The organism is Skermania piniformis, assembly GCF_019285775.1.
Classification (GTDB): domain Bacteria; phylum Actinomycetota; class Actinomycetes; order Mycobacteriales; family Mycobacteriaceae; genus Skermania; species Skermania pinensis.
This window is the reverse complement of the sequence record NZ_CP079105.1, coordinates 4,022,087-4,048,211: the sequence shown is the minus strand read 5'-3', so window position 1 is coordinate 4,048,211 and position 26,125 is coordinate 4,022,087. Positions and strand designations below refer to the sequence as shown.

Below are 26,125 nucleotides of genomic sequence, written 5' to 3'. Positions count from 1 at the left end.
TCGGGAGGTGTCTGGTCGGGCAGGTGATCGGAGGTCGCTGCGGGAGGCGGCGCCGCTGCCCGAGCTGAGGGGACAAGATCACAGTGGACACAGATCCGCGTAGATCGATCGGCATCCGGCCGCGGACCGGCGCTGCGTGGCGCTTTCCCCGGCTGCAGACCGGTCTCCTCGTTGCGTCCGCGCTCAGTCTGACGCTCGCCGTCGTCCGCCCGACGACGGTGGGCTGGGTGCTGTCGGCCGTCTCGCTCGTCGCGGGGGTCGCGTGCATCACGGCGGCACTGCGGCTGCCGCGATCGGTCTGGGTGCCGTGGCTGTTGATCGGCTTCGGCGAGATCTGCAACGGGATCGGCAACGTCATGATCGCGGCCGATCTGGGCGCCTGGTACGACAATGTCGATTGGCTCAGCTCGGTGTGGTTCGACGGCGCGACCTTCGCCTTCGTGGTCGGTCTGATCGGATTGGTGGCGCCGACCGCCGAACGAGGCCGGCTTGCCTGTGTCGCGCTCGATCTGATCGTGATCACCGGGTCGATCGTCGTGCTCAGCGCGGGCTGGCACTTCGGCACCTGGGTCGGCGATCCGAGTGTTCCGCAGAACTGGATCGACGTACTGATGCTCATCACGAGCATTCTCGATGTCGTCGGTTTGGCCGTCGGTGTGGTGATCTGGCGTTGCCGCGGGCCCCGACGTCGCCCGGCGGCGCGGTTGGCGGTGCTGTCGTTGCTGGTCGCCAGCCTCGGCGACGCCGAGACGGTGACTCGGGCACTGCATGTGCCGGTCGACGTGATCGCGCTCAGCTGGGTGATCTCGGCGCTGTTGCTGATCAACGCCGCGCCGTTGATCAGTGACCGGCCACTCGTGCCGGCGCTCGACCACCGGCTGCTACCGATCGCCACCCTGTTCGAGCTGTCCGCCGTTTTCGTCGCGGTCGGTCCCGGGGTACTGCATCCGCTGATCCGGATGGTGATGGTGGTGATCCTGGTGGCGATGACGGCGCGGCAGGCGCAGTTCATCCGGCAGGTGACGCAGCTGTACCGGCAGCTGGACGCGAGCGAACGGGAGCTCCGTGGACTGTTCGAGAGTGTTCGGGATGTGATCCTGCGGCTGGATCTGTCCGGCCGGGTGCGCTTTGCCAGTCCGTCGGCCCTCGCGGTGTTGGGGCGGGACCCGGCCCGGCTGCGCGACCGCGTGTTCGTCGACCTGGTCCACCCCGACGACCGGGCGGTGCTGTCGGCTCGGCTGCGCGAACCGAACTGCGACCGGCTCGCGTTTCGGGCCCGCCGCGAGGATGGCACCGACCGTTACGTCGAAGCCACCTGGTCCCGGATGCCCGGTGGCACGTTGCTGCTCAACCTGCGCGATGTCGATGCCCAGACTCGGCTGCAACAGCAGCTGCAGCACGCGGCCAGCACCGACCGGTTGACCGGCCTGGCCAATCGGACCCGATTCGAGGCCGCGCTCGTCGAGCGGCTCGAGACCGCGGGCCGGGCCACCGTGATGTTCTGCGATCTGGATCGCTTCAAGCTGGTGAACGACACCAGCGGACACGTGGCCGGGGATCGTTTGTTGGTCGATGTGGCCGACCGGCTGGCCGGTGCGGTCGACAGCGAGGATCTGGTCGGGCGGTTCGGTGGTGACGAGTTCACCGTGTTGTTGCGGCCCGGATTGGCCGAGGACGTTGCCCTGGCCGCCGCGAACACGATCAAAGAGCGGGTCTGCGGTACCTACGAGGTCGCGGGCAAGCCGTTCACCGTGGGGTTGTCGATCGGACTGGCCGCCGACCGGCCCGGCCCGGCCGCCGACGTGCTGTCCGGCGCGGACCTGGCGCTGGCGGCGGCGAAGGCGCAGCGCGGGTCCACCCGGGTGTTCGACGCCGCCATGCTGGACGACGCGCGGCAACGGGTGATCATGGCCGAGCGGTTCCGGATGGCGCTGCGCAACGACGAGTTGAGTCTGGTCTTCCAGCCGATCGTGAACGCCTGGACCAGCCGGCTGGTCCAGGCCGAGGCTCTGCTGCGTTGGTACGGCGCAGACGGCCGGTTGGTGTTGCCGACCCCCGAACTGATCGCGCTGGCGGAATCGGCCGGGGCGATGTCCATCCTCGGTGATTGGGTGCTCGACCGGGCGGTGGCCGCGGCGACCCGGTGGGCGAAGCAGGGCATCGCCGCCGGCGTGGCGGTGAATATCGCCGGGGCGCAATTGGCCGAGGCGGACTTTGCCCGACGTGTGCTCTGGACCCTCGAAACACACTCGATGCCGCCCGAGCGACTCAGCTTGGAGATCACCGAAGACACCTTGCTCGAGCACAGCAGCACCGTGCTGGCCAATCTGGCGACGCTGCGGGAACGCGGGGTGCATCTGGCGATCGACGATTTCGGCACCGGCTACTCGAACTTCGGTTACCTGCATCGGCTGCCGGTCCAGCAGATCAAGCTGGACCGCTCGTTCGTCGCCGGTGTCGATGCCGATACCGACCAGGAGCGGATCTGTCGCGCCGTGACCCGGCTCGCGCTGGAGCTGGGCCTTGCCGTCTGCGCGGAAGGAGTCGAGCGTCCGGCCGAGATGGCGTTGTTGCGCACCTACGGCGTGCAGTACCTGCAGGGATACCTGATCTCCCGGCCGATGCCCGAATCGGCGTTCATCCAGCTGGTGCTCGAGCACCGGTCGCCGCTCATCCTCCGTTGACCTGCACTCGCCCGGCACCCGGGGGCAGGGACCGGCAGAATGTCCGGGTGACCGACAACCTGCTCGTGGTGGCGGCTACCCGAGCCGAGGCGGCCGACGTGCCGACCGGCCTACCGCTGGTGATCACCGGGATCGGCAAGACCGCGGCGGCCGTAGCGGTCGCCACCGCACTGGCCCGGGTTCCCGATCCGAGTCGGATGCACGTGGTCAATATCGGTACCGCCGGGGCCCTGCGCGACGGGGTCACCGGTCTGCACCGGATCGGGTCGGTGTGGAACCACGATCTGAACGCCGCCGCGATCCGCACCCTGGGCTACGACCCGCAGGAACGGCTACACCTGGGCGCCGGACCCGCGCTGGCCAGCGGTGACCTGTTCGTCACCGAGCCGGCGGCGCGCACCCGGCTGGCCGAGGTGGCCGACCTGGTCGATATGGAGGGTTACGCCGTGGCGTTCGCGGCCCGCCGGTTCGGTGCGCCGGTGACGCTGGTCAAGCACGTCTCCGACAATGCCGACGCCGCGGCGTTCGACTGGCCGGCCGCGGTGGCCGGCAGCGCCCGCGTGCTCGGCGAGTGGTTGGCCGGGTTCAGCGCGCGCTGAGCGGCACCGCGGCGAGTTGCCCGGTGCCGGCCATATCGTCGCCCCATTCGGCCCCGACGACGTAGAGGGTGCCGTCGCCGATCGCGCAGTCGAAGGCGGCGCGATCGAACGGCACGGTCTGCAGCACCGCGCCACCGGCCGCCACCAGCGTGCACGACCGGTTGGGCACGCTGGCGTACCACACCGAACCGGACGGATCGGGGCTGATCCCGTCCGGTGCTGCGCGTTTGCCCAGTTCGGCCCACACCCGTCGGCCGGACAGCGCGCCGTCCGCCCCGATGTCGAACGCGGTCAGCCGGTCCGCGTACGACTCCGCGACGAGCAGCGTCGCGCCGTCGTCGATCACCGCCATCCCGTTGGGGAACTCCAGGCCGTCGGCGACCGGTCGGGCAACTCCGTCCGGCGTGACGACCGCGATCGATCCGGGGCGGTAATCGTCGCTCATGAAGTCGTGCCCGATGTTGTTCACGAAGACGGCTCCCCGCGGGTCGACCGCGATGTCGTTCCACGGGGTGTCGGCGATCGCGGTGAGATCGGCATGCCGAACCAGCCGGCCGTCCGGTTCGCGGCGCAGCAGTTCGCTCGGCGCGCCGGTGCTCACCAGCCGGCCGTCCGGCAGCCAGTCGAAACAGACCGGCATGCCCGGCAGGTGACAGATCACCTCGGCCGGGCCGCCGGCCGCCGAACCGTCGATCGGTACCCGCAGGATGTCGCCGGCGAACCAGTCGGCGAACCAGACGTGATCGTCGTGCCGGCGGACCGATTCGACCAGCCCGTGTCCCTGGGCGAGCACCGTCATTGCGGCGACGCTACGCCTTGGGCAACTCGTGATGCCCGCCGAACGCCTTACGCATCGCGGAGAGCACCTTGTTGGCGTAGAGCGCCTCGCCGCGGGAGTCGAACCGGCTGTACAACGCCGCGGTGAGCACCGCGGCAGGGACCCCCTCGTCGATTGCGGCGTCCACGGTCCACCGGCCTTCGCCGGAGTCGGACACCCGTCCCCCGAACGATTCGAGCGTCGGTTCGGCGTACAGCGCGGCGGCGGTCAGATCGAGCAGCCAGGACGCGACCACCGAGCCGCGTCGCCACACCTCGGTGATCTCGGGAACATCCAGGTCGTATCGGTACCACTCGGGGTTCTCCAGCGGTGTCTCCTCCGCCGACGAATCGCCGCTGTCCCGGTTGCCGATATCGGCCTTGTGCAGGATGTTCAGGCCCTCGGCGTACGCGGCCATCGCCCCGTACTCGATGCCGTTGTGCACCATCTTCACGAAGTGACCCGCGCCGGCCGGACCGCAATGCAGGTACCCCTCCTCCGCGGTCGAGGTCTCGCCGGTCCGGCCCGGGGTTCGTTCGGCGGTCCCGACGCCCGGTGCGATGGACTTCAGCAGGGGGTCGAGGTGTTCCACCGGCTCGCGCTCGCCGCCGATCATCAGGCAGTAGCCCCGGTCCAGGCCGAACACGCCACCCGAGGTGCCGATATCCACGTAGTGGATACCTTTGGGTGCCAATGCTTTCGCCCGCTCGATATCTTGGTGGTAGCGGCTGTTGCCGCCGTCGATGATGATGTCCCCCGGCGCCATCAGCTCGGCGAGCTGATCGATCACCTTGCCGGTGATCCCGGCCGGGATCATCACCCAGGCCACCCGCGGCGTCTCCAGCTTGGACACGAACTCGGCGAGGTCGGTCGTGCCGAATTCGGCACCCTCGTCGACAAGTTCGCGCACCGGAGCTTCGTTGACGTCGTAGACGACCGCGGTGTGCCCATCCCGCATGATCCGGCGCACGATGTTCGCGCCCATCCGGCCCAGGCCGACCATTCCCAGCTGCATGGCTCCCTCTCTCCCGCCCGCGAGCTGTGCTTCGCGGGTTGTCTGTTCTCCGGGGCCGCGCCGGCCCGCTGTTTTTCTGTTCTGCTGCTTACTTTTTCGCTCGCCAGACCCGCTCGAACGGCAGCCGCCAGGCGTGCGGTGCGATCAACTGGTGGATCGCGTTGGGTCCCCAGGAACCCTGGTCGTAACCGCGTACCGGCGGCGGATTGTCGAGCAGCGGCGCCGACACCTCCCACAGGCGTTCGATGCCGTCGGCGGTGTTGTAGAGCGTGTGGTCGCCGCGCATGGCGTCCAGGATCAGCCGTTCGTACGCTTCCAGCACGTCGTTCGCGGTATCGGTTTCGGTGAGACCGAACTGCAGGCTCTGCTTGTCCAGCTTCATCCCGGGACCCGGTCGTTTGCCGTAGAACGACAGCGACACCTTGGACTGGTCGGCCAAGTCGAAGGTGAGGTGGTCCGGGCCGTGCGCGCCGACTCCGGAACCGGCCGGGAACATGCTCTTCGGCGGCTCGCGGAACGCGATCGAGATGATTCGCTGGCCTTCGGCGAGACATTTCCCGGTGCGCAGGTAGAACGGCACGCCGGCCCAGCGCCAGTTGTCGATCTCGCACTCCAGCGCGACGAACGTCTCGGTATCCGACTCGGGTGACACCCCGGGCTCGTCGCGATACCCGCGGTACTGGCCGCGGACCACCTTGTGCGGCTGCAACGGCACCATCGAGCGGAACACCTTGTTCTTCTCGATACTGATTGCTTCCGAAGCCAATTCGGTCGGCGGTTCCATTGCGACGAATGCGAGGATCTGGAACAGGTGGGTGACCACCATGTCCTTGAATGCGCCGGTCTGCTCGTAGAACGCAGCCCGGCCCTCCAGGGACAGGGTTTCCGGCACGTCGATCTGGATATGGTCGATGAACGTGCGGTTCCAGATCGGCTCGAACAGGCCGTTGGCGAACCGGAACGCGAGGATGTTCTGGGCGGGCTCCTTGCCCAGGAAATGGTCGATCCGGAAGATCTGATCCTCGGCGAAGATCTCGTGGATCGCCTGGTTCAGCGCGATGGCACTGACCAGATCGGTGCCGAACGGCTTCTCCATGATCACCCGGGAGTCCTTGACCAGCCCGGCTTCCTGCAGCATGTGGATCACCGGGATGGCGGCCCGCGGTGGAACGCTCAGGTAGTGCAGCAGGTTCGGGTGGTCGAGTTCGGCGGCTTGGGCCGCTACCGCCTCGGCCAGCGCGGCCGGCCCTTTGCCCTGCGGCACGTAGCGCAGCGATTTCACCCAGGCATCGCGCTCGAGCGGGCCGGCCGAATGCCGGTCGAATTCCAGGCAGGCCTGGGACGCGATCGCACGGAACTGCTCGTCGTCGATGTCGTCCAGCGAGGTGCCGACGATCCGCAGGTCGGGCGCCAGCTGCGAGATCGACAGGTGCAGCAGCGCGGGCAGGAGCTTTCTTCGGGCGAGATCGCCCGTGGCGCCGAACAGTACGACGACGTATGGCTCGGTTTGCACGTCCTTGGTCGGCATGGCCTCCATCGTCCCACTTTCGCCGGTGCCGGGCAGGGTGTGCGCAGAACTGAACGGCACGTTCATCGCCCGGGTCATTCGGGTGTATTCGTCGAACTTGCCGACGCGGTGCCGGCGATTGCCACGCTCGCCATCGCTGCGCCGACGATGCCGGCGGTATTCTCCAACTGCGCCGCGATCATCGGTGTGCGGTTGGTCAGCCGGGGAATCCATTTGTCCGCCTTGCGGCTTACGCCGCCCCCGGCGATGAACAGATCGGGCCAGAACAGATCCTCGTAGCGGATCAGCACTTTCGAAACCCGTTTGGACCATTTCTTCCAGGACAGATCTTTGCGCTCTCGAACCGAGGCCGCCGCGCGGCGTTCGGCGTCCTTGCCGTTCACCTCGAAGTGGCCGAACTCGGTGTTCGGTAACAGCACACCGTTGTTGAGCACCGCCGAGCCGATGCCGGTGCCGAAGGTCAGCAGGATGATCACGCCGGAGTGTTCGCGCCCGGCGCCGTAGCGGTCCTCGGCGAGACCGGCGGCATCCGCGTCGTTGAGGACCGTGACCGGCCGGCCGTCGAGCGTCCGGCTGAACAGGGCGGCGGCGTCGGTACCGATCCAGGACTTGTCGATGTTGGCTGCGGTGCGCACGATGCCGCCGGTGACGACCGCCGGCACGGTGACGCCGATCGGGCCGGCCCAGCCCAGTTGTTCGACGATCTGCGCGGTGGTGGCCGCGATTGCCGCCGGTGTCGCCGGCTGTGGGGTTTCGATCCGGACCCGGTCGCCGACGAACTCGCCGGTGGCCAGGTCGACGATGGCGCCTTTGACCCCGCTGCCCCCGACATCGACGCCGAGCGCCTGTCCGGTGTCGGCGGGTTGAACCGTCGCGGGCTGAGTCATTGCGACCTCCTGGGGATCTCGCCGGGACCGGCGCGTCGTCGGCCGAGTCGATCGACGACATATGACAACCATCACACAGATGTCGTCGCCCGGGCGAGGTGCGGCTGTGTCCTGGATCACATTCGAGAATCGTCGGTCCGTGTGTAACGCCTCAGCGGGGACGGCGATATCCAGTGTGGCTCCACGCTGCTGCCTGACCCCCGACCCGGCAGCAGCGTGGGGCTTTCGACATTCTCCCGGGGGGCCGATCTCGACCGCATCCGGCGGTTCGTGACCGTACTGCGATAATCGGGCCAGGTCGCAGCCGAGGCGTGGACCGGACGAGGGGTCGGGAGGTGTTGCGGGAATGGGTGACGACGGGTTGCCGGGCGGGTACGGTCCGGGCGTCGATCCGGCTACCGAGCCGATATCCGGGCTGCCGTCGCTTTCCGGGTCGCCGCCGACCGCTGCGGCGGTGAGTTCGTCGCCGCCGAACCCTCCTCCACCGAACCCTTCTCTGCCGAACCTCTTCCCGCCGAACCCGCCCCCGGTGGTTCCGCCATCGCCGGAGTTTCTCCCGGCGCCGCCGACTCGCCGCTCGCGCCGGTGGGTCGTGCCGGTCACGGTGGCGGCATTCGCGCTGGTGGCCTTGGTCTACGTGCTCGATCTGGTCCTGTCCGGCGGGCATATGCCGCGCGGGGTGACCGTCGCCGGCGTCGACGTGGGCGGCCGTTCCCGCGCCGACGCCGAGGCGCAGTTGCGCACCGCCCTACTGGAGCGGTCGACCCGACCGATCGACGTTCGTGCGGGCGATGTCACCGCCCAGATCGTGCCGAAGGGGGCCGGACTGGACATCGACTGGCCGGCGACGCTGGACCGGGTGGGCGCTCAGTCGTGGAATCCGATCACCCGCGCCACCTCCTGGTTCCGGCGGACCGAGGTCGGGTTCGTGCCGTCGGTCGACGACGCAGCGCTGACCGCCGCGCTGCGCGAGGTGACCACGCAGGTGGACCGCCAACCTGTCGAGGGCAACATCGTCTTCGACGGCGCCCGTCCGGTCGCGGTGGCGCCGGTGCCCGGCCAGGAGCTCGACCTGGCGGCCGCACGGGATCGGCTGGCCCGGCACTGGGTGGACGGCACCCCCGTCGACCTGCCGGTGCGCACCACTGCCGTGCAGGTGAACGCTGCTGCGGTCGAGCGGGCCATGCAGACGGTGGCCGAGCCGGCGGTGCAGAGCGACGTCGTATTCACCGGCAAGCAGGGGCGTCGGGCGGTGCTGTCGCCGACGGATGTACCGCGCGTGCTCAGTTTCGCGGCGGTCGGCGATCAGTTGGAACCGCGCTACGACAAGAATGCCGCGACGGCTCTGTTGGCCCCGCAGCTCGCACCGAGCGAGGTGGCGCCGAAGGACGCAACCGTCGACGTGTCCGGTGGTGTCCCGCGGGTGGTACCGGCGGTGGTCGGCGACCGGGTGGAGTGGGCCACGACGTTGGACGCACTGCCGGGGCTGCTGGCGGCACCGGTGGTGCGGACCGCCGCAGCGACCTACAAACCCGTGCCGCCGAAGATCGGTACCGAGCAGGCGCAGGGCTTGGGTATCCGCGAGGTGATCGGCCAGTTCACCACCAGCGGGTTCGCCGCGGCGTCCGGCGTGAATATCCGCGCGGTGGCGGCACAGGTGAACGGGGCGCTGGTGCTACCGGGCGACACGTTCTCGCTGAACGGCTACACCGGTCCACGCGGTGCGGCGCAGGGTTACGTCGAGTCGGGCATCATCGACCACGGCCGTCCGGCGAAGGCGATCGGCGGCGGGGTGAGCCAGTTCGCCACCACGTTGTACAACGCGGCGTATTTCGCCGGCCTGGAGGACGTAACGCACACCGAACACAGCTACTACATCTCGCGCTATCCCGAAGCGCGGGAGGCAACCGTGTTCGAGGGCGCGATCGATCTGCAGTTCCGCAACAACACCCAGCACGGCATCGTGATCCAGGCCGCGGCCTCGGATTCGGATGTCACCGTGCGAATCTGGGGCACCAAGACGGTGGACGTCGAGTCGATCACCGGCAACCGGTACGCGGAGACCGAACCGACCTCGCTCACCTTGCCCAAGGGCGACGACTGCATCCCGTCCGCCGGGGCGCCGGGCTTCACCACCAGCAACACCCGCGTGATCACCGATCATGCCACCGGCGGTGAGGTGTACCGGCACACCCGTACGGTCAAGTACGACCCGGTCCCGATCGTGAAATGCGTCTGACCCAGCCGCACCACTTTCTCGAACGGAAAGCGGTGCGGCTGGGCCGGCGTCAGGTCGGAAGGCGCCAGGTCAGAAGGCGGCTTCGTCCAGTTCCATCACATCGTTGTCCAGGTTGGCCAGCACGCCGCGGGTAGCGGTCAGCTCCGGCAGCACGTTGCGCGCGAAGAACTGCGCGACGGCCACCTTGCCCTGGTAGAACGCCTTCTCCGCACCCTCCGCACCCGCGTCCAGCGCAGCCCCGGCCACCTCGGCCTGACGCAGCAGCTGCCAGCCGATCAGCAGGTCGCCTACCGCCATCAGGAACCGGACCGAGCCGAGACCCACCTTGTACAGCTCCGCCGGCTGCTCCTGCGCCGCCAGCAGGTGCTGGGTCAGCGTGGCGGCCATCGCCTGCACGTCCTCCAACGCGGTGGCCAGCAGTTTGCGCTCCCCCTTCAACCGCCCGTTGCCGGCCTCGGCATCGATGAACTTCTGGATCTGACCTGCGATGTGTGCCAGGGCGACGCCGCGGTCCCGGGCGATCTTGCGGAAGAAGAAGTCCTGCGCCTGGATCGCGGTGGTGCCCTCGTACAACGAGTCGATCTTGGCGTCCCGGATGTACTGCTCGAGCGGGTAGTCCTGCAGGAAGCCGGAGCCACCGAGAGTCTGCAGCGAGTCGGTCAAGTACTGGTACGCGCGCTCCGAGCCGACGCCCTTCACGACCGGCAGCAGCAGGTCGTTGACCCGGAACGCCAGCTCCGCGTCGGCGCCGGAGACCAGCTCGGCCACCGCCGAATCCTGGTGGGCGGCGGTATACAGATAGACCGCGCGCAGGCCTTCGGCGTAGGCCTTCTGCATCATCAGCGCGCGACGCACGTCCGGGTGATGGGTGATCGTGACCCGCGGGGCGGTCTTGTCGGTCATCTGGGTCAGGTCGGCGCCCTGCACCCGCTCCTTCGCGTAGCCGAGCGCGTTCAGGTAACCGGTGGACAGCGTCGCGATCGCTTTGGTGCCGACCATCATCCGCGCGTGCTCGATCACGTCGAACATCTGCGCGATGCCGTTGTGCTGCTCGCCGACCAGCCAGCCGATCGCCGGCTTGCCGTGGCCGCCGAAGGTGAGCTCACACGTGGTGGACGCCTTGAGGCCCATCTTGTGCTCGAGTCCGGTGACGTAGACGCCGTTGCGCTCGCCCAGCTCGCCGGTCTCGAAATCGAACAGGAACTTCGGGACGAAGAACAGCGACAGTCCCTTGGTGCCCGGGCCGGCGCCCTCGGGCCGGGCCAGCACCAGGTGGAAGGTGTTCTCGAACATGTCGTCGGCGTCGGCGGAGGTGATGAATCGCTTCACGCCCTCGATGTGCCAGCTGCCGTCGGCCTGCGGGATCGCCTTGGTCCGGCCGGCGCCGACGTCCGAACCGGCGTCCGGCTCGGTGAGCACCATGGTGGCGCCCCAGTTCCGCTCGGTGGCGATCTGCGCCCACTTCTTCTGCTCGTCGGTGCCGTTCTCGTAGAAGATGTTGGCAAAGCCGGCGCCGGCGGCATACATGAACGCGGCGGGCTGGGCACCGAGGACGAGCTCGGCGATCGCCCAGTACAGCGCCCGCGGGACGGCCGTGCCACCCAGGTTCTCGTCGATGCCGAGCTTGTCCCAACCGCCTTCCTGGAACTGATGGAACGCCTTCTTGAACGGCTCCGGAATGCTGACCGTATGGGTCTCCGGGTCGAACGTCGGCGGGTGGCGATCGGTATCGGCGAACGGCTCGGCCAGCGGCCCTTCGGCCAGCCGGCGCACCTCGGCAAGCATCTCCTTGGCGACGTCGACGTCCAGGTCTTCGAACGCTCCGGAGCCCAGGATGTCGCCGAGTCCCAACACCTCGAACAGATTGAACTCGAGGTCGCGGACGTTGCTCTTGTAGTGACCCATGTGCTGCTCTCCGTTGAGGTTGGGGTTGCGAGCCGGTCGGCCGGTCCCACCCGGTCTGCGTTGTCCCGGTGCTACCCGCGGGTAACTTGTTGCTTTCGATCGTACGTGCGCGCGGTACCGCCAGCAAGCGCTCGAATGTCAATTGTGATGCGCGACACACTGGCGATACTTTCATGAAATATGCTGGTCAGCAATGAAATAGCGACCAAATCATGAGGGTTCTGTCAGGTTTTTCGGCGGTCGGACCAGCTAGCACCTGGGCCGTGCGGAGTAGCCTGAGCGGGTGCAGATCCGGACCGTTGCGGGCCCCGCCGAGGTGGTTCTCGACCTTCCCGAGCAGCCCCGATTTCTGCTGCTGCTCACCCACGGCGCCGGTGGCGGTGTCGACACCAAGGACCTGCTCGCGGTTCGGGATACGGCACTCGCCCTCGGTGGCGGGGTCGCCCGGGTCCGTCAGCCGTACCAGGTGTCCGGTCGGCGGGCACCGGGCGCGACCGGACCACAGGACGCCGCCTGGCTGGACGTCGTCACCGCGCTCCGGGAGCAGGTCGGTGCGGTGCCGTTGATCCAGGGTGGGCGGAGCAACGGCGCCCGGGTTGCCTGCCGGACCGCGGCGGCGGCGCAGGTCGCCGGCGTGCTGGCGCTCTCGTTTCCGCTGCACCCACCGGGGAAGCCGGAACGCAGCCGGGTGGACGAACTGCGCTGCGCGCTCGACCACGGCGAAGTGGTGGTGATCAACGGCGAGCGGGATCCGTTCGGCGTTCCGGCTCCGGCCGACGCGACCGCGGTACACGTGGTGCGGGGGCAGGCGCACGCATTCCGCCGGGTCGACGCACTACCCGCTCTGGTACGGCCCTGGTTGCTGCGTTGGTCGGCCACCTGAGCCGACCTCGGCCTCGAAATCCGGCAGCACCGGGCGGGAATCATTCCGGTGCCCGTTGCGCGTCAAGCGGGCGAGCATTACCGCAACAGGCACGGACGCCAACGCCCAGATGCCCAGCAACCATGCCCACAACATAACTGTCAGTCTGCCATCGTCCTGCCCCGAAGACGAGGGGCATACGGCTCCCGCCCGGCTCGGTTCGGCCGGCTCGAGCCGCCGGGAATCGCGCCGGCCTGTTTGCTGGCGATTGTCCCGAGTGCCCGCAACGCGACGGTCTCGGGTGTGCGGGCTGCCATCGTTCGAGCTGCCAGCAGAGCCAGGTGTGGGCCCAGCAGCATCCGGCCGGCAAGCGCGGACTGTCGGACGCAGCGCAGCGCGGCCCGCCGCCGGGTCGCGGCGTACCGCTCGAAGGCAGTGGTGATCGGGACAGCGGCGGTGATCGGGACGGCGGCGGTGATCGGGACGGCGGCGGTGATCTGGCCGGCGGCGGTGACCTGCGGCGGACCGCCGATCAGTCGGGCCAGAACAGCGGCGTCCACCAGTGCCTGGCAGCCGCCTTGGCCGAGGTGTGGACGCATCGGGTGGGCGGCGTCGCCGATCAGCGCCACCCGGCCCGCCGTCCAGCGACGCGGAACCGTCCGATCGTAGATATCGTGCCGAAAGATAGCTGCGGGACGGGTGTGGGCGAGCAATGCGGTTATCGGATCGGGCCACCCGGCGAATATTCGATGCAGTTCCGACGCGGCGGTATCGGTATCGCCCGGGGCGGTGCGGGCTGCAGCAAACCAGTAGGTCCGTTTGTCTCGCATCGGCAGGAAGCCGAACTCCAGCCCGGGGGCCCAGGCCTGGAACGGCTCGTGCCCGGTGCAGTCGAGATCGGCGACGCCGCGCCAGGCGGTGTACCCGGAGTACCGCTCGGTGATCCGACCGTCGAGCCGGCGTGCCACCGCGGACCGATAGCCGTCCGCGCCGACCAGTGCGGTCGCGGCGACCGTCGAGCCGTCCGCCAGCTCGACCGCAACCGCGGCGCCGTCATGGCGGTAACCGCGCACGCCGACGCCGAATCGGACCCGGCCGGCGCGGTCCAGCTCGCCGGCGAGCGCCGCGATCAGCTCCTGGCGGTCTACCACGATCGGGGTACCGCCGAGCGCACGGTCGAGTCGGTCCGGATCGATCCGGCGCACCCAGCGGCCGTCGGCCCGGCGGATCCCGCCGACCGCCACCGGCCGGCCGAGCCCGGACACCGCGTCGGCGATGCCGAGCGCTGCCAGTGCGGCCGACGCGTTCGGCCAGAGGGTGATGCCCGCGCCGGTCGGTGCGGGTGCCGGGCGCTCCTCGTAGACCTGCACCGGGGTCCCCGCGCGGTGCAGCGCACCGGCCAGCGCCAGGCCGGCGATTCCGGCGCCGGCGACGACGATCACAGCCGGACCAGTGCGGTGATATGGGCGCGAGCGAATTCGGCAGCGGCAGCAGCATCCTCGACCGGGATCACGCCGTCGGGGGTGAGCGCCAGCGACAGCGCCAGCCGGGCAAATATCTCGGCCACCGGCTCGACGTCGAACGCCGGTAGCCCACCGGTCGCCTGCAGCCGGGCGAGGTCGCCGCGAACGTACTCCCGGCCGACCGCCAGCACCGGCCCGGCTTCGGTGGTGAGCAGCGGCAGGGTGGATTCGGGCTCGGTGGTGAGCAGCCGGCGGAGCAGCTGATTGCCGGAAAGCTCCGTGGTGAACGCGACAAACGCCGCTACCACCTGCTCCCGCGCCGTGGCGGTGCGATCCACCCGGGCATCGACGGCCCGGACGAATCGGCGCGATTCTCGGGCCAGCACCGCGCGGATCACCGCGTCCTTGCCCGGGTACCGCCGGTAGAGGGTCGCCGCGCTGACCCCGCTGCGCCGGGCGATCTCGGCCATCGTCGTGCGCCGGATGCCGAAATCGAGGAACGCGGCGAACGCGCCGTCCAGCACGGCCGGATCGTCCTCGTCCGGTGCCGCGGCCGCGAGCAGCTGCGCAACGAGCCCGACCCCGGACATCAGCCGGCCCGGCCGGCCGTTTTCGCCCGGTACGCCATCGGGAAGTACCGGGCCCGGGCCGGCAGTCGCTGCTCGGTCCGCCGGACGATGGCACCGAGCGCGTTCAGCTCGGCCTGCCGGCGCGGTGACCAGTCGAGGTCGAGCCGTTCCCGCAGGTTGGCCGGGAGCAACCCGGCGGTGCTCAGGGTGAGGACGCGCCGGCCGGCCGGCCGGCCGAGTGCCCACGCCGGGGTGAGCAACGGCGTCGGCGCCGGAACGCCGCGCAGCGCGAGCACCGCAGTGACCTGGCGGGTACTCGAATTCGCCGTCAGCGTGTTCGCGATCATGTCGTCGGCGTAGCGGTGGAAGCTGTCCAGATCGGTCGGCATCACCCGGTCCGGGATGCCGAGGAGCGCGCCGAGCTGCCGCCATTCCGCGTAGGCGACGACCTGCTGCTCCCGGGTCAGCGGGCGGCCGAAGTTCCGCTCCACCTCGACCAGCATCAGGTACAGCGTGGCGTGCACCCAGAAGTACGCCTCGGCCTGCAGGGCGTGGTAACGGCGGCCCTGCTCGTCGGTTCCGGTAATGGTCCGGTGCAGCGTGCGCAGCCGGGCGGACTCGTCGATCGCCCGTTGGCCACCGAAGATCTGGGTGTAGAGCGAGTCGAGGGTGCGCTCCAGCCGGTCCCACGGACGCCGGGCGAAATCGGAGTGGTCGTGCACGCCGGCGCCGACCACCGGGTGGGCGACTTGCAGCAGCAACGCGGCGCCCGCGCCGAGCAGCGCGGTTCGCTTGCCGGCGATCTGCCAGAGCATCGAGTCGGGGCCGAGCGGCGCGACGGGCCGATCGAGATGTGCGAGCGCCTCCATGGCTACCTCCGCGTTGAGATAGTGATAGCGAAAGTCTCTCACCGACCTGTGGAACGGTCAAGCGTTACCGGGTGCCGCCCACCGGGCGGCCAAGATGTCGGCCGTCGTGGCCGGATCGCCGGCGCTGCCGAGTCGGTCCAGCTGCGCGGTCGCGTGCGCGAGTAGCTGGTGGCGGTCGATCCGGCGCAACGCCGCGGCCAGGTCGATTCGCTGGAGTACCGCTTTGGTGATCGGCCGCTTGCTGTCGGGAAACGAGATCGCGGCGAGCAGTGCCTGGATCGGTTCGGCGCACAGCAGCGCGTGTACCACGGCGGCTTCGGCCGGGTCGTGGAACGGCAGCAGATAGGTGGCATCGTCGAACACCGCCGGCCGTCCGGTGATCGGGCCGACCAGCTGGAAGCAGGGCCGCTTGTGCAGCCCGGACACCGCGATCTTGTACGGCTCGAAGGTGTAGGGCCCGACGCCGAAGATGCCGAACCGCGCCCGGTTGCGGTAGATCCGGGAACGTCGACCGTCCAGCGCGGCGGCATGGTGGGTCAGGTACTGCCACAGCTGCGGAGCGCCGGCGGCGAGCGGTTGGGTCGGCTCGCCGGGATGCCGCTGCGGTACCACCATCCACCGGGCGGCCGTCCGGGTCCGACCGTGATACACGTCGGTGCACTTGAACAGGGGATAGAGGTATTCCGGCTCGATGTCGATCCGGTCTCCGCTCGACGACACCGGCCGACCGTCGACGGCGACCAGCTCCATCACGGCGGCGGCGTCGTGTTTGATGCCCTGGCGCCACGGCAGCGGGCACCGCCCGTCCAGGTCGAGCAGGTCCGGCCGGCGGTCGAGGTCCCGGATCAGCCGTCCGTCCCGGACCTGGAGCACATGCTCGGGAATCCCGGCGTCGAGGTCGGGGTAGACCGCCGCTCGATACCGGATCGGTACCTGGTACCGCAGCGCGACGGTGAACCAGCAGGCGTCCACCGACGCGCCGAACCAGCGTCGGGCATCGATTCGGCGGATCGTCGCCGATTCGATCGGCAGTGCGTGCCGGGCGCAGTGCCGCAGCACGTTCCGGGCCACCTGGGTCTTGCACAACAGCGCCACGGTCGCGTCGCTACCGGCCAGCGCACGCAGCAGATGCAGCCAGACGGCCTCGCCGACATCGAAGTTCGCGCGGCCGGTGATCGCATCGATGCCGCGGTCGCGGCGGACGTTTCCTCGGGGCGGCCGGTTGGCCGAGTCGAGCACGGACAGTTGGCTGTTCGTCACCCACGGCGGGTTGCCGATCACCAGGGTCGGGCCGGCGGCGGTCCGGTAGGGCAGGTCGTCGGCCAGGTTCAGGGTGAACAGGTCGGCGTGCAGCACCGGGGCGAACCGGCGTGCCCGCTCGGCATGCTTCGTTTGTACTTCCACCCCGAGAAGTTCGGCCCGGGGGAACGCCTTTCGGGCCGCGGCCAGGAAGGCGCCGGTGCCGGCGGTCGGTTCGAGGACACGTGCCCAATTCCGCGCGGGCAACGTCGCGAGCAGGCTCGCGGCGAGCGGTTCCGGCGTCTGGAAGTCACCGAACTCGTTGTTGGGCAAGACAATAAGTGGTTCAGCGGGCCTGCGGGAGCTTGTGCCTGCCGCGCCGCGGGGTCCCGGCCGACGGCGGCGGCACGACCGGGCCGATGTCGCCGTCGGGTGCGGTGTCGATGTCGACGATCACCGGGGCGTGGTCGCTCGGGCCGGTTCCCTTCCGCGCCGCCCGGTCCACCCAGGCTGCGCGAACCCGGTCCGCGACCGGGGTGCCGGCCAAGATCAGGTCGATCCGCATCCCGAGGTCCTGGTGGAACATCCCGGCGCGGTAGTCCCAGTAGCTGAACACCCGCTCGTCCGGCCACCGGTCGCGGACGACGTCGTGCAAGCCGAGATCGGTCAGCCGGGCCAGCGCGGCCCGTTCCGCCGCGGTGACATGGGTCTGGCCGACGTAGGCGTCCGGGTCGAATACGTCGGCATCGGCCGGCGCGATGTTCATGTCGCCGCACACCAGGACGTCGGCCGGGCCCGCGGCGACCGTGTCGCGGAGCACGGACAGCCACTCGAGCTTGTAGTGGTAGTGGTCGGAGTCGGGCGTGCGCCCGTTCGGGACGTACAACGAATGCACCCGCACCCCGCCGCAGGTCGCCGCGACCGCGCGGGCCTCCTGGTGCGGGAAACCCGGCGCCCCGGGCAGGCCGCGGACGACGTTGTCGAGGCCCACGCGGGACAGGATCGCCACCCCGTTCCACTGGACCTCGCCGTACAGCGCGACCTCGTAGTCGCGGGCGGCGAGCTCGCCGCCGAGCAGCGCGCGGAACGCGTCGTCGGTCAGCTTGGTCTCCTGGAGACAGACCACCTCCGGCCGGCGTTGATCGAGCCACGGCAACAGCCGCGGCACGCGCTGTTTCGCCGAGTTGACGTTCCAGGTGGCCACCCGCATGGACCCACCGTAGCGACCGGCCTACCGCGCCGACCGACCTACCGAGCGAGTGGTCGACGGCTGCTAGAGTGGTGCCGACCGGCCAGCATGTGCCCGGCGCCGATGTAGTTCAGTGGTAGAACATCAGCTTCCCAAGCTGAGAATGCGGGTTCGATTCCCGTCATCGGCTCAGTGTTCGATGTTCGCTGCTCGAAGCAGCGCTGCAGTTCAACCGGAGCAGCGCTCGAGCTCGGCGAGCGTGACCAGTCGGTCGATGAGGGCGCGGGCGAGCAGCGCGGCCTTGTCGTTGGCCGGCCGGCCCGCAGCCTCGTACTTGTGCCGGATTCGCGCCAGGTGCGTGTTCACCGTGCCGATCGACAGGTAGAGCTTGCCGGCCGCTTCGGCTTTGGTTCCGGAGAGCAACCAGGTGCGAATCACGTCCACCTCCCGGTCGGAGAAGCGCGGCACGCGGGGCATCGGGCAGCTAACCCGAGAAGTGTCTGGTTCATTCGGGGAAGCTTGAACAATTTTCAGCAAAGAGGGAGTTGCCGACGGTGTGGCGTACGGGAAAGCCGTGGAACGTCGCGCGGAAGACGGCATTCGGAGTCTCCTGAAGTCTTGCGGTAGTTGATGTTTCGCTAGTGACTTACTGAGGAAATCTCGGCCTCTAGATGTTTTTTTAGCAGCTCGGCAACGCGGGCGCGAGTTCTCTCCCGAAACGTGAGCAACATTTTGGCGAACAGACTGGCGTTGTCCGATGTGGCGCGTTGTCGGGCAAGATCTTGCGATGTTGATCCGTTTCGGTGAGTCTTTTTCCATGGATTCTCCTCGGGTGCGGATCCTGGTCGCCTCGCCACTGGCCAGGGTGATCGCCGGTCCGCTCGCTGCCGCGATGCCGCATGCGACCGTGGTCCCGGCCGTCGATCCGCTTACGGTGCACCGCGAGATCAAACGGGCGGTCCGATTCGACGTCGTCACGACGGACTTGATCTGGAACCGGCCGGAGCTGGAATACCGCTTCGACGGTTTCGATGTGCTGGAGACGCTGCGCCGAGCCGAACGGGCGGCGCCGGTGTTGTTCACCGCGCAGGGGCACAGCGTGGAGCGCGACCACTTCGAGGAAGCGATCCACCGCTCGGACGTGGCCGGTGTCATCGAGAAGGTGAGTGGATTCGAGGCCCTGCTCAACGCCGTCCAGGCAACCGCGTACGGGCGGCGACCGGCCGAGCCGGTCCGGCCGGCGGGCCCACCACCGCTGTACACCCTGTTCAGCGGCCGGCGCGGACGCACCGCCGGTCGGCTTGCGGGCGCCATCGCGGCCGGCCGGGCCAGCGACGGCGCGAGTCTGGCCAAAGCCGCCGGCGTCGCGCCGAACACGGCGAACAAGGTGGCCGGGCGCTATCTCGGTCCGATCATCGAGCAGCGCCGCGAGCACGATCCGGAGCTCCCGATGACCTTGGCCACCGTGTACCGCTGGTGCGGCGTGCACGCGCGGTACCTGGTGAGCTGGTGCCGGCGCAACGGCTATCCGGAGGTGGTCGGCGCGATCTGAGCGGCCGGCGGAGCCCGGGCTATCGTTTTCGGCGATGACCGATTTTCTGCTGGCCCGTCCGGACTCCGTGCTCCGGGCACGTGGCGTCCGGTCCAGCTATCCGGACCCGGCCGCCGCCCGGGCCGCACTGGCGAGCGGCAGCGCAGACCTGGTGGTCGGCGCGTTCCCGTTCGATCCGGCCGATCCGGTTGCGTTGTGGCAGCCGAATGCTGCGGTGCGGACCGCGGGCGGGTGGCGACCCGCGGCGCTGCCCGCCTTGCCGGTCGTCCAGCCGACCGTCGAGATTCCCGCGCGGGCGGAACATCTGGCTCGGGTGACCAAGCTGATCGAGCTGATCCAGCGCGGCGATCTGGCCAAAGTGGTTGCCGCTCGTTCGGTCGAACTCGCTGCCGATGAGCCGATCGATCCGCAGGTTCTGGCCGCCCACCTGGTGGTCCGGTACCCGGCGGCCAACGTTTTCGTCGCTCCCGTGGCGGCCGGCGCGGTGCTGGTCGGCGCTACCCCGGAACTGCTGGTCGCTCGGCAGGGGAACCGAGTGTCGTTGCGCCCGTTGGCCGGTACGCTGCCGGCCACCGCGGACCCGGCGGAACTGCTCGACTCGACGAAGAATCAGGGCGAGCACGCGCATGTGATCGAGTGGATCCGGGATCGGCTCACGCCGCTGTGCCGCGAGCTGCGCATCCCGGACCGGCCGGAACTGACTCGTGCGGGCCAGGTTTGGCACCTGTGCACACCGATCGACGGGCTGTTGGCCGAACCGGCAGTCACCGCGCTGGACCTGGTCCGGGCGTTGCACCCGACCCCTGCGGTCTGCGGCAGTCCGACCGATCGAGCGCTGGCCACGATCACCGAGTTGGAGGAGCCGCGCGGGTTCTACGGCGGGGCGGTCGGCTGGTGCGACGCCGACGGCGACGGCGAATGGGTGGTCGCAATCCGGTGTGCCGAATTGGCATCCGGCGGGCGGGTGCTGCGGGCCTATGCCGGCGGCGGCATCGTCGCCGACTCCGATCCGCAGGCCGAGCTGGACGAGACGACGGTGAAGCTGCGGACGTTGATCGACGCGCTGAGCGCACCGAGTGATCTTTTGCTGCCGTAGTCGCTCGACCCCCGGGCGGCGATCCCCGCCGGGCGCCGGTGGCGCGGCGGCAGGTGTTAGGTTGGCCGAATGGACGGAGCGAGGAGTTTCCTGGGCCCGGGCGCCGCAAGTGCGGTTGCTGGCATGTTGCTCGGCGTCGTGGCGGTCTTCGGGATCGTGGCCGCAGCGCAACAGAACTCCCGGCCGGATATCGATCGCAGTGGCAATGCCGGCTCGTCGCTGCTGAATCAGGTTGAGTACGGCAGTCGCTGACGCCACCCCCCTCGGCCGGCGCTGGACCCTCGGGACCGCCGTCGCCGCCTCGGTCTTGGCGTTCGCCCAGGCCCCCGGCCTGATCGTCGCCGACACCAAATACGACCTCACCCAGAACCCGATCGGCTTCCTGGCCCGCGCCGCGCATCTGTGGAGTTCGCAGGCCCCGATGGGGCAGGTGCAGAACCAGGCCTACGGCTACTTCTTCCCGCACGGCTCGTTCTTCGCGGCCGGCCAGCTGCTGTCCGTGCCGGCCTGGATCACCCAGCGGTTGTGGTGGGCGTTGCTGCTGTTCGCCGGCTTCTGGGGGATCATCCGGCTGGCCGAGGCGCTCGGCGTCGGCAGCCGCAGTTCCCGGGTGATCGCCGCGGTCGCCTTCGTCCTCGCGCCGCGGGTGCTCACCACGCTCGGCTCGATCTCCTCCGAGACGCTGCCGATGATGGCCGCGCCCTGGGTGCTGCTCGGCGTGGTCCGGCTCACCCCGCGCGCGGCGGCCCGCAGCGCGGTCGCGGTCGCCTTGATGGGCGCGGTGAACGCGGTCGCCACCGCAGCCGCGGTGCTGCCGGCTCTGCTCTGGTGGGTCGCCCAGCGACCGAACCGGCGGTGGTGGCGGTTCACCGCCTGGTGGCTGCCCGCGCTGGCGCTGGCGACCTGCTGGTGGGTGGTGCCACTGCTGTTGCTCGGCCGGGTCAGCCCGCCGTTCCTGGATTACATCGAATCCGCCGGGACGACCACCCAGTGGACGTCGCTGACCGAGGTGTTGCGCGGCACCGACAGCTGGACGCCGTTCGTCTCGCCGGAGCGGATCGCCGGCGCGGTGCTGGTCACCCAGCCGGCTGCGGTGTTGGCCACCGGCTTGCTCGCGGCTGCCGGGATGGCCGGCCTGGCCATGCGGTCGATGCCGGCGCGCGGCCGACTGGTGCTGATCCTGTTCGTCGGGTTGGCCGGCCTGACCGCGGGCTACGTCGGTGGGCTGGGCTCGCCGTTCGCCGAGCCGGTGCGCGCCTTCCTGGACGGCGCGGGCGCGCCGCTGCGCAACGTGCACAAGCTGGAACCGCTGATCCGGATTCCGTTGGTACTCGGCCTGGCGAACCTGTTGGCCCGGGTGCCGTTACCGGCGTCGGTACCCCGGGCTCGCTGGCGCTCCGCGCTCGCTCACCCGGAGCGGGAACCGCTGGTCGCCCTGGCCGGGCTGGTGCTCGCGGCGCTGGTCCTGGCCACCTCGCTGGCCTGGACCGGTCGACTCGCGCCACGCGGGGCGTACGACGAGGTGCCGTCGTACTGGCAGCAGACCGCGGACTGGCTGGCCGACCATGCCCGCGACACCCGGGCGCTGGTGGTGCCGGGCGCGCCGTTCGGCAGCCAGGTATGGGGCTTGACCCGGGACGAGCCGCTGCAGGCGTTGGCCGACACCCGGTGGGCGGTGCGCGACGCGATTCCGCTCACCCCGCCCGGCGCGATCCGGGCGATGGATGCGGTGCAGCGACTGATCGCGGACGGGCGGCCGTCCGCCGGGTTGGCGCCGACCCTGCTCGGCCAGGGCATCGGCTATCTCGTGCTGCGCAACGACCTCGACCCGGACACCGCCCGGTCCACCCGGCCGATCCTGGCCCAGCAGGCGGTCGAGGGTTCGCCGGGGCTGGTTCGGGTCGCCGAGTTCGGTGGCCCGATCGGTGCCGGCCGGACCGCCGGGGTGGTGGTCGACACCGACCTGCGGCCGGACTACCCGGCGGTGCGGATCTACCGGGTCGAGGGGGCCGGCCCGGGGACGCCGGCCCAGGTCCGGGCCGGCGGTGGCGCCGGGGACGCCGGCACCGGCGCCTACACCGTGCCGCTGGCGGACGTGCCGGTGGTCGCCGGCGGTCCCGAGGTGGTGCAGCGGCTGGCGACCGGTCCGGGGCCGGTGCTGCTCGCCGCCGATGCGGCCCGGGCCGGGCTGCCGCCGACACCGCTGATCGTCACCGACACCCCGGTCGACCGGGAGACCGACTTCGGTCGGGTGGACAACCACAGCTCGGCGATCCGGGCGCCGGACGATGCGCGGCGCACGCTCAACTCCACCGCGGATTACGCGGTGCCGGACACCGCGCGGGTCGCGGCGGCCTGGTCCGGCGCGCGGGTCGCGGTGTCCAGCTCGGCCGCCGACGCCACGCAGCTCGGCGGTGCCGCACCCGGTAGCGCCGCGGCTGCGGCGGTCGACGGCGACCCGGCGACCGGGTGGCTGAGCAACGGCCTGGAAACCGCCGTCGGGCAATGGCTGCAGCTGGACCTGGACGCGCCGGTTCGCGGCGGGTTGCTGGAACTGACCACCAGCCCCGCTGCGATCGGCAGTCCGGTGCGCTGGATCGAGGTGAGCACCGCGAACGGGTCGACGAGCGCGCGGATCGACCGGCCCGGCGATCCGGTGCGGGTGGCGCTGCCGCCGGGGTCGTCGGGCTGGGTCCGGATCACCGCGAAGGGGGTGCAGGACGGCACCGGCGGCAGTCAGTTCGGGATCATCGAGCTGGCTCTGCAGGACTACTCCGGGACCCGGCCGGCCGACCCGGCGGGTGCGCATCGGGTGCCGATCGTGCACCGCACGGTGTTGCCGCCGGTCCCGGCCGCGAGTGCGGTGCGCGGCTGGGACCTCGGCCAGGAGCTGCCCGGCCGGGCGGGCTGCGTCGACGGCCCGGACCGGGTCCGCTGCGGGGTCGGGCTGGGCCTGGCGGCCGAGGAACCCGGCACCTTCCAGCGCACCCTCGCGGTGCCGGCGCCGACCGCGGTGCGTGCCGAGCTGACCGTGCGGCCTCGGCCCGGTCCGGAACTGGATGCGTTGTCGGCGGCGCCCGATCAGGTGATCGCCCGAGCGCCGGGCCAGGTCGCCGACCCCCGCGGCTCGGCGGCAGCCGCTGTCGACGGCGACCCGCGGACCAGCTGGACCGCCCCCGCCGACACCGTGACCGATCCGGGTGGCGGCAAGCCCACGCTGACCCTGGAACTGCCGGCGCCGACCCCGGTCACCGGGTTGGCGATCACCGGCAGCCGCGGCATGTTGCCCGCCCCGCCGACCGCGGTGTCGGTCAACCTGGGCGACGGGCCGCAGGTTCGGCAGCTGACCGGCAGCGAGCCGATCACGGTGCACCCACGGGTCACCGATCGGATCGAGCTGAGCCTGCAGTCGTGGACGGGAGTACTGGATCGGACCGCGCTCGGCTTCGCCCAGCCCGAGGCACCCGGGATCGCCGAGGTTCGGGTGCTCGGGCCGGCCGGCGCGCCGGTCGGGGTGCCCGCCGACCCGGTCCGCACGGTCACCGTCGATTGCGCCGACGGCCCGCGGCTGACCGTGGCCGGCCGCTCGATCCGGTTCTCGATCACCGCGAGTGTCGCGGCATTGCGTGCGGCCGAGCCGATCGCGGCCACCGAGTGTCCCGACGGGCCGGGTGACCTGCCGCTGGCTGCGGGTTCGGCCGACCTGTCTGTCGTACCGGGTGCGGCGTTCAGCGTCGACCGACTCCAGCTGACCGCGGTCCCCGGTCCACCGGTCCCGGCCCGGCCCGGGCAGCTGCTGGTGCTGCCGCTGAGCACCAACGCCGGCTGGGTGGCTCGCGACAGTGCCGACCACGAGCTGACCTCGGTGGTGGTGAACGGCTGGCAGCAGGGCTGGTTGCTGCCGGACACCGCCGCGTCCGGCCCGGTCACGATCGCCTTCCCCGCCGACCGCTGGTACCGGCCGGCGATCTTCGGTGGCCTGGTCTTGCTGTTGCCGCTGCTGGTCGCGGCCGGGTGGGCACCGGCAACCTCCCGCGGGCGGTTGCCCCGGTCGTGGCACAGCCGGCTTGCCGGGTGCGCCGGCCTGGTGGCGACCGCCACCGTGGTCGCCGGACCGGTCGGTGCCGGTCTGGCGGTGTCGTTCGTCGCGCTGCGTCTGCTCCGACCGGGTGTTGCCGCCGCCGGTGCCGCGCTCGCCGGGTTCGGCACCGCGATCGCTGCCGCCGGGTTGTCCACCGGTCCGTGGCGGGCGCCCGGCGGCTATCTGGGCCACGCGGCGTGGGTTCAGCTGCCGGCGCTGATCGCGGTGGTCGCGGTCGGGGCGGCGGCGCTGCCGTGGGATGCGTTGCCGCGCGCGCCGCGGGATCGTTCCCGATCGCGGACGGCGCGCCGGACCGGCTCCTCGACCAGCGCGAAGCTGGCCGCGGCCACCGGCACGGTCAGCACCACGGTGACGACCAGGACGAACCCGAAGCTGCCGGAGAACGGCAGCACGCCGAACACCGGGAACACCATCGACAGCACCACCAGATGCCAGAGAAAGACCCCGTAGGACCAGCGGCCCAAGGCGCGGGCCGGCGGCGCGGCCAGCCACGGATGCGCCCGACCGTCCAGCACCGGCGGGGCGAGCAGCGCGAACGCGATGGTCGCGCCGAAGCCGATCTTGAGCGCGTACTGCCACGGGTGGGGGTGGGACAGGCCCGGCGGCCCGGCGAGGTCGGTGGCCGCCAACAGCAGCGCGCCGATCCCGACGGTCGCCATCAGCATCCGCCGGCGGGCCAGCCGGACCAGTGCCGGTGGCGGATCGCACACCGCCTCGGCGAGCAGCATGCCGACCGCGAACCAGGGCAGGTAGCCGGGCAGCCAGTTGTCGGAATGGATCGCGTCCGGCGTGGGCACGGGGATGAATCCCCAGCCGAAGCTGAGCAGCGCGGCGGTCGCGATCACCGGTATCCGCCGGCTCGCACGGGGTCCACGCAGCCGGCGCAGCGCGACCGCACACACCGGCAGCAGCAGATAGAAGGCGACTTCCACCGACAGGCTCCACATCTGGGTGAGCCCCTCGGTCAGGGTGAGCGGCGCGAACACCTGCACCAGCCCGAGATTGGCCAGCCACACCCGCAGCCCGGTACCGGCGTGCGGTACCAGCAACATCGCTGCGAATACCACGGTCCAGTAGGCCGGCAGGATGCGCGCCGCGCGGTGCAGCAGATACCGCACCGTCGTCGGTGCTGCGGCAGCGCCCCGGGCGGCGGCCGCATGGGGTCGCCAGAGCAGGAACCCGGAGAGACCGAAGAACACCGCCACGGCCAGGTCGAACCGGCCGAGGACGCGGCCGAACAGCGGCTCCGAGGTGGCCCCGGTCTGGAACGCGACGTGGGTGAGCAGGACGCCGAACGCGGCGGCGGCGCGCAAACCGTCCAGCGCCGGCAGAAATGCGGGCGCGGGATGCTGGTCGGTCGGGTTCGGTGCGGTCGCGGGCATCCGGTCCAGTCTGCCCCGGCGCGGTGCCGGATACATCCTGCCCGCTCGCTCCGGAACTGTCCGGAGTGCTGTTAGGGTCGGGACGCAGCGTAATGGCATGCGGCGGCCGGGGAGCGTTCGAGCGACCA

Annotated in this window: 19 protein-coding genes, 1 tRNA gene and 1 pseudogene; 9 read left to right on the top strand and 12 right to left on the bottom strand. The window is 70.4% G+C overall.

Going from position 1 to position 26,125, the window contains the following annotated elements; translation table 11 throughout:
* Window positions 1-83: 83 nt before the first annotated feature.
* Window positions 84-2,684, top strand: coding sequence for a putative bifunctional diguanylate cyclase/phosphodiesterase (locus tag KV203_RS18750; protein ID WP_066473595.1), 2,601 nt, complete (start codon window positions 84-86; stop codon window positions 2,682-2,684).
* Between the two features lie 47 nt (window positions 2,685-2,731).
* On the top strand, window positions 2,732-3,283 hold the full coding sequence (locus tag KV203_RS18745) for a nucleosidase (protein ID WP_066473596.1): 552 nt from the start codon (window positions 2,732-2,734) through the stop codon (window positions 3,281-3,283).
* Here KV203_RS18745 and KV203_RS18740 read toward each other — a convergent pair.
* The 4 genes from KV203_RS18740 to ppgK form a co-directional block, all read right to left on the bottom strand.
* Window positions 3,270-4,082, bottom strand: coding sequence for an SMP-30/gluconolactonase/LRE family protein (locus KV203_RS18740; protein WP_066473599.1), 813 nt, complete (start codon window positions 4,080-4,082; stop codon window positions 3,270-3,272). The genes KV203_RS18745 and KV203_RS18740 overlap by 14 nt on opposite strands.
* 10 nt (window positions 4,083-4,092) lie before the next feature.
* The gene (gene gnd / locus KV203_RS18735) at window positions 4,093-5,115 is read right to left on the bottom strand and encodes a phosphogluconate dehydrogenase (NAD(+)-dependent, decarboxylating) (RefSeq protein WP_066473609.1); all 1,023 of its coding nucleotides are present in this window, start codon (window positions 5,113-5,115) and stop codon (window positions 4,093-4,095) included.
* Between the two features lie 88 nt (window positions 5,116-5,203).
* On the bottom strand, window positions 5,204-6,652 hold the full coding sequence (gene zwf, locus KV203_RS18730) for a glucose-6-phosphate dehydrogenase (protein ID WP_066473694.1): 1,449 nt from the start codon (window positions 6,650-6,652) through the stop codon (window positions 5,204-5,206).
* A gap of 65 nt (window positions 6,653-6,717) precedes the next feature.
* Window positions 6,718-7,530 carry a polyphosphate--glucose phosphotransferase gene (gene ppgK, locus KV203_RS18725; RefSeq protein WP_066473619.1) on the bottom strand — a complete coding sequence of 271 codons (813 nt, stop codon included), beginning with the start codon at window positions 7,528-7,530 and terminating at the stop codon, window positions 6,718-6,720.
* 592 nt (window positions 7,531-8,122) lie between these two features.
* On the opposite strand from ppgK, the gene KV203_RS18720 reads away from it, so the two are divergent.
* Window positions 8,123-9,769 (top strand): VanW family protein, encoded by a 1,647-nt coding sequence (locus tag KV203_RS18720; protein WP_066473621.1) that lies wholly within the window; start codon window positions 8,123-8,125, stop codon window positions 9,767-9,769.
* Window positions 9,770-9,838: 69 nt separating this feature from the next.
* On the opposite strand, the gene KV203_RS18715 is transcribed toward KV203_RS18720, so the two are convergent.
* Window positions 9,839-11,674 (bottom strand): acyl-CoA dehydrogenase, encoded by a 1,836-nt coding sequence (locus tag KV203_RS18715; protein WP_066473624.1) that lies wholly within the window; start codon window positions 11,672-11,674, stop codon window positions 9,839-9,841.
* A gap of 283 nt (window positions 11,675-11,957) precedes the next feature.
* Between KV203_RS18715 and KV203_RS18710 the strand changes: the two genes are divergently transcribed.
* Window positions 11,958-12,557 carry an alpha/beta hydrolase family protein gene (locus tag KV203_RS18710; RefSeq protein WP_066473635.1) on the top strand — a complete coding sequence of 200 codons (600 nt, stop codon included), beginning with the start codon at window positions 11,958-11,960 and terminating at the stop codon, window positions 12,555-12,557.
* Between the two features lie 140 nt (window positions 12,558-12,697).
* On the opposite strand, the gene KV203_RS18705 is transcribed toward KV203_RS18710, so the two are convergent.
* From KV203_RS18705 to KV203_RS18685, 5 genes are read right to left on the bottom strand one after another with little or no spacing between them, the layout of a single operon-like run.
* Window positions 12,698-13,978, bottom strand: a complete 1,281-nt coding sequence (locus tag KV203_RS18705) for an FAD-dependent monooxygenase (RefSeq protein ID WP_066473638.1) — start codon at window positions 13,976-13,978, stop codon at window positions 12,698-12,700.
* Window positions 13,975-14,589, bottom strand: coding sequence for a TetR/AcrR family transcriptional regulator (locus tag KV203_RS18700; protein ID WP_066473641.1), 615 nt, complete (start codon window positions 14,587-14,589; stop codon window positions 13,975-13,977). The genes KV203_RS18705 and KV203_RS18700 overlap by 4 nt, the downstream gene beginning before the upstream one ends.
* Window positions 14,589-15,479: an oxygenase MpaB family protein gene (locus KV203_RS18695; RefSeq protein WP_217996009.1), complete on the bottom strand. Its 891-nt coding sequence runs from the start codon at window positions 15,477-15,479 to the stop codon at window positions 14,589-14,591. Before KV203_RS18695 ends, KV203_RS18700 begins: the two co-directional genes overlap by 1 nt.
* Window positions 15,480-15,494: 15 nt before the next feature.
* The gene (locus KV203_RS18690) at window positions 15,495-17,009 is read right to left on the bottom strand and encodes a modification methylase NspV (protein ID WP_066473646.1); all 1,515 of its coding nucleotides are present in this window, start codon (window positions 17,007-17,009) and stop codon (window positions 15,495-15,497) included.
* A gap of 13 nt (window positions 17,010-17,022) precedes the next feature.
* Window positions 17,023-17,886: an exodeoxyribonuclease III gene (locus tag KV203_RS18685; RefSeq protein WP_066473649.1), complete on the bottom strand. Its 864-nt coding sequence runs from the start codon at window positions 17,884-17,886 to the stop codon at window positions 17,023-17,025.
* Between the two features lie 98 nt (window positions 17,887-17,984).
* Between KV203_RS18685 and KV203_RS18680 the strand changes: the two genes are divergently transcribed.
* Window positions 17,985-18,055, top strand: a tRNA-Gly gene (locus KV203_RS18680).
* A 38-nt stretch (window positions 18,056-18,093) separates the two neighbouring features.
* On the opposite strand, the gene KV203_RS18675 is transcribed toward KV203_RS18680, so the two are convergent.
* On the bottom strand, window positions 18,094-18,342 hold the full coding sequence (locus KV203_RS18675; RefSeq protein ID WP_066473652.1) for a LuxR C-terminal-related transcriptional regulator: 249 nt from the start codon (window positions 18,340-18,342) through the stop codon (window positions 18,094-18,096).
* Between the two features lie 340 nt (window positions 18,343-18,682).
* Between KV203_RS18675 and KV203_RS18670 the strand changes: the two genes are divergently transcribed.
* From KV203_RS18670 to KV203_RS20130, 4 genes are all read left to right on the top strand, one after another.
* Window positions 18,683-19,417 (top strand): MSMEG_1198 family transcriptional regulator, encoded by a 735-nt coding sequence (locus KV203_RS18670; protein WP_066473697.1) that lies wholly within the window; start codon window positions 18,683-18,685, stop codon window positions 19,415-19,417.
* 34 nt (window positions 19,418-19,451) lie between these two features.
* Window positions 19,452-20,513: an isochorismate synthase gene (locus tag KV203_RS18665; protein ID WP_066473658.1), complete on the top strand. Its 1,062-nt coding sequence runs from the start codon at window positions 19,452-19,454 to the stop codon at window positions 20,511-20,513.
* A gap of 69 nt (window positions 20,514-20,582) precedes the next feature.
* Window positions 20,583-20,765 (top strand): DUF2613 domain-containing protein, encoded by a 183-nt coding sequence (locus KV203_RS18660; RefSeq protein ID WP_066473660.1) that lies wholly within the window; start codon window positions 20,583-20,585, stop codon window positions 20,763-20,765.
* Window positions 20,746-25,065, top strand: coding sequence for an alpha-(1->3)-arabinofuranosyltransferase domain-containing protein (locus KV203_RS20130; protein WP_083530271.1), 4,320 nt, complete (start codon window positions 20,746-20,748; stop codon window positions 25,063-25,065). Before KV203_RS18660 ends, KV203_RS20130 begins: the two co-directional genes overlap by 20 nt.
* Here the strand turns inward: KV203_RS20130 and KV203_RS19845 are convergent.
* A pseudogene (locus tag KV203_RS19845) lies at window positions 25,005-25,997 on the bottom strand (acyltransferase family protein); the annotation flags it as partial. The gene KV203_RS20130 and the pseudogene KV203_RS19845 sit on opposite strands and share 61 nt — an antisense overlap.
* Window positions 25,998-26,125 lie beyond the last annotated feature (128 nt).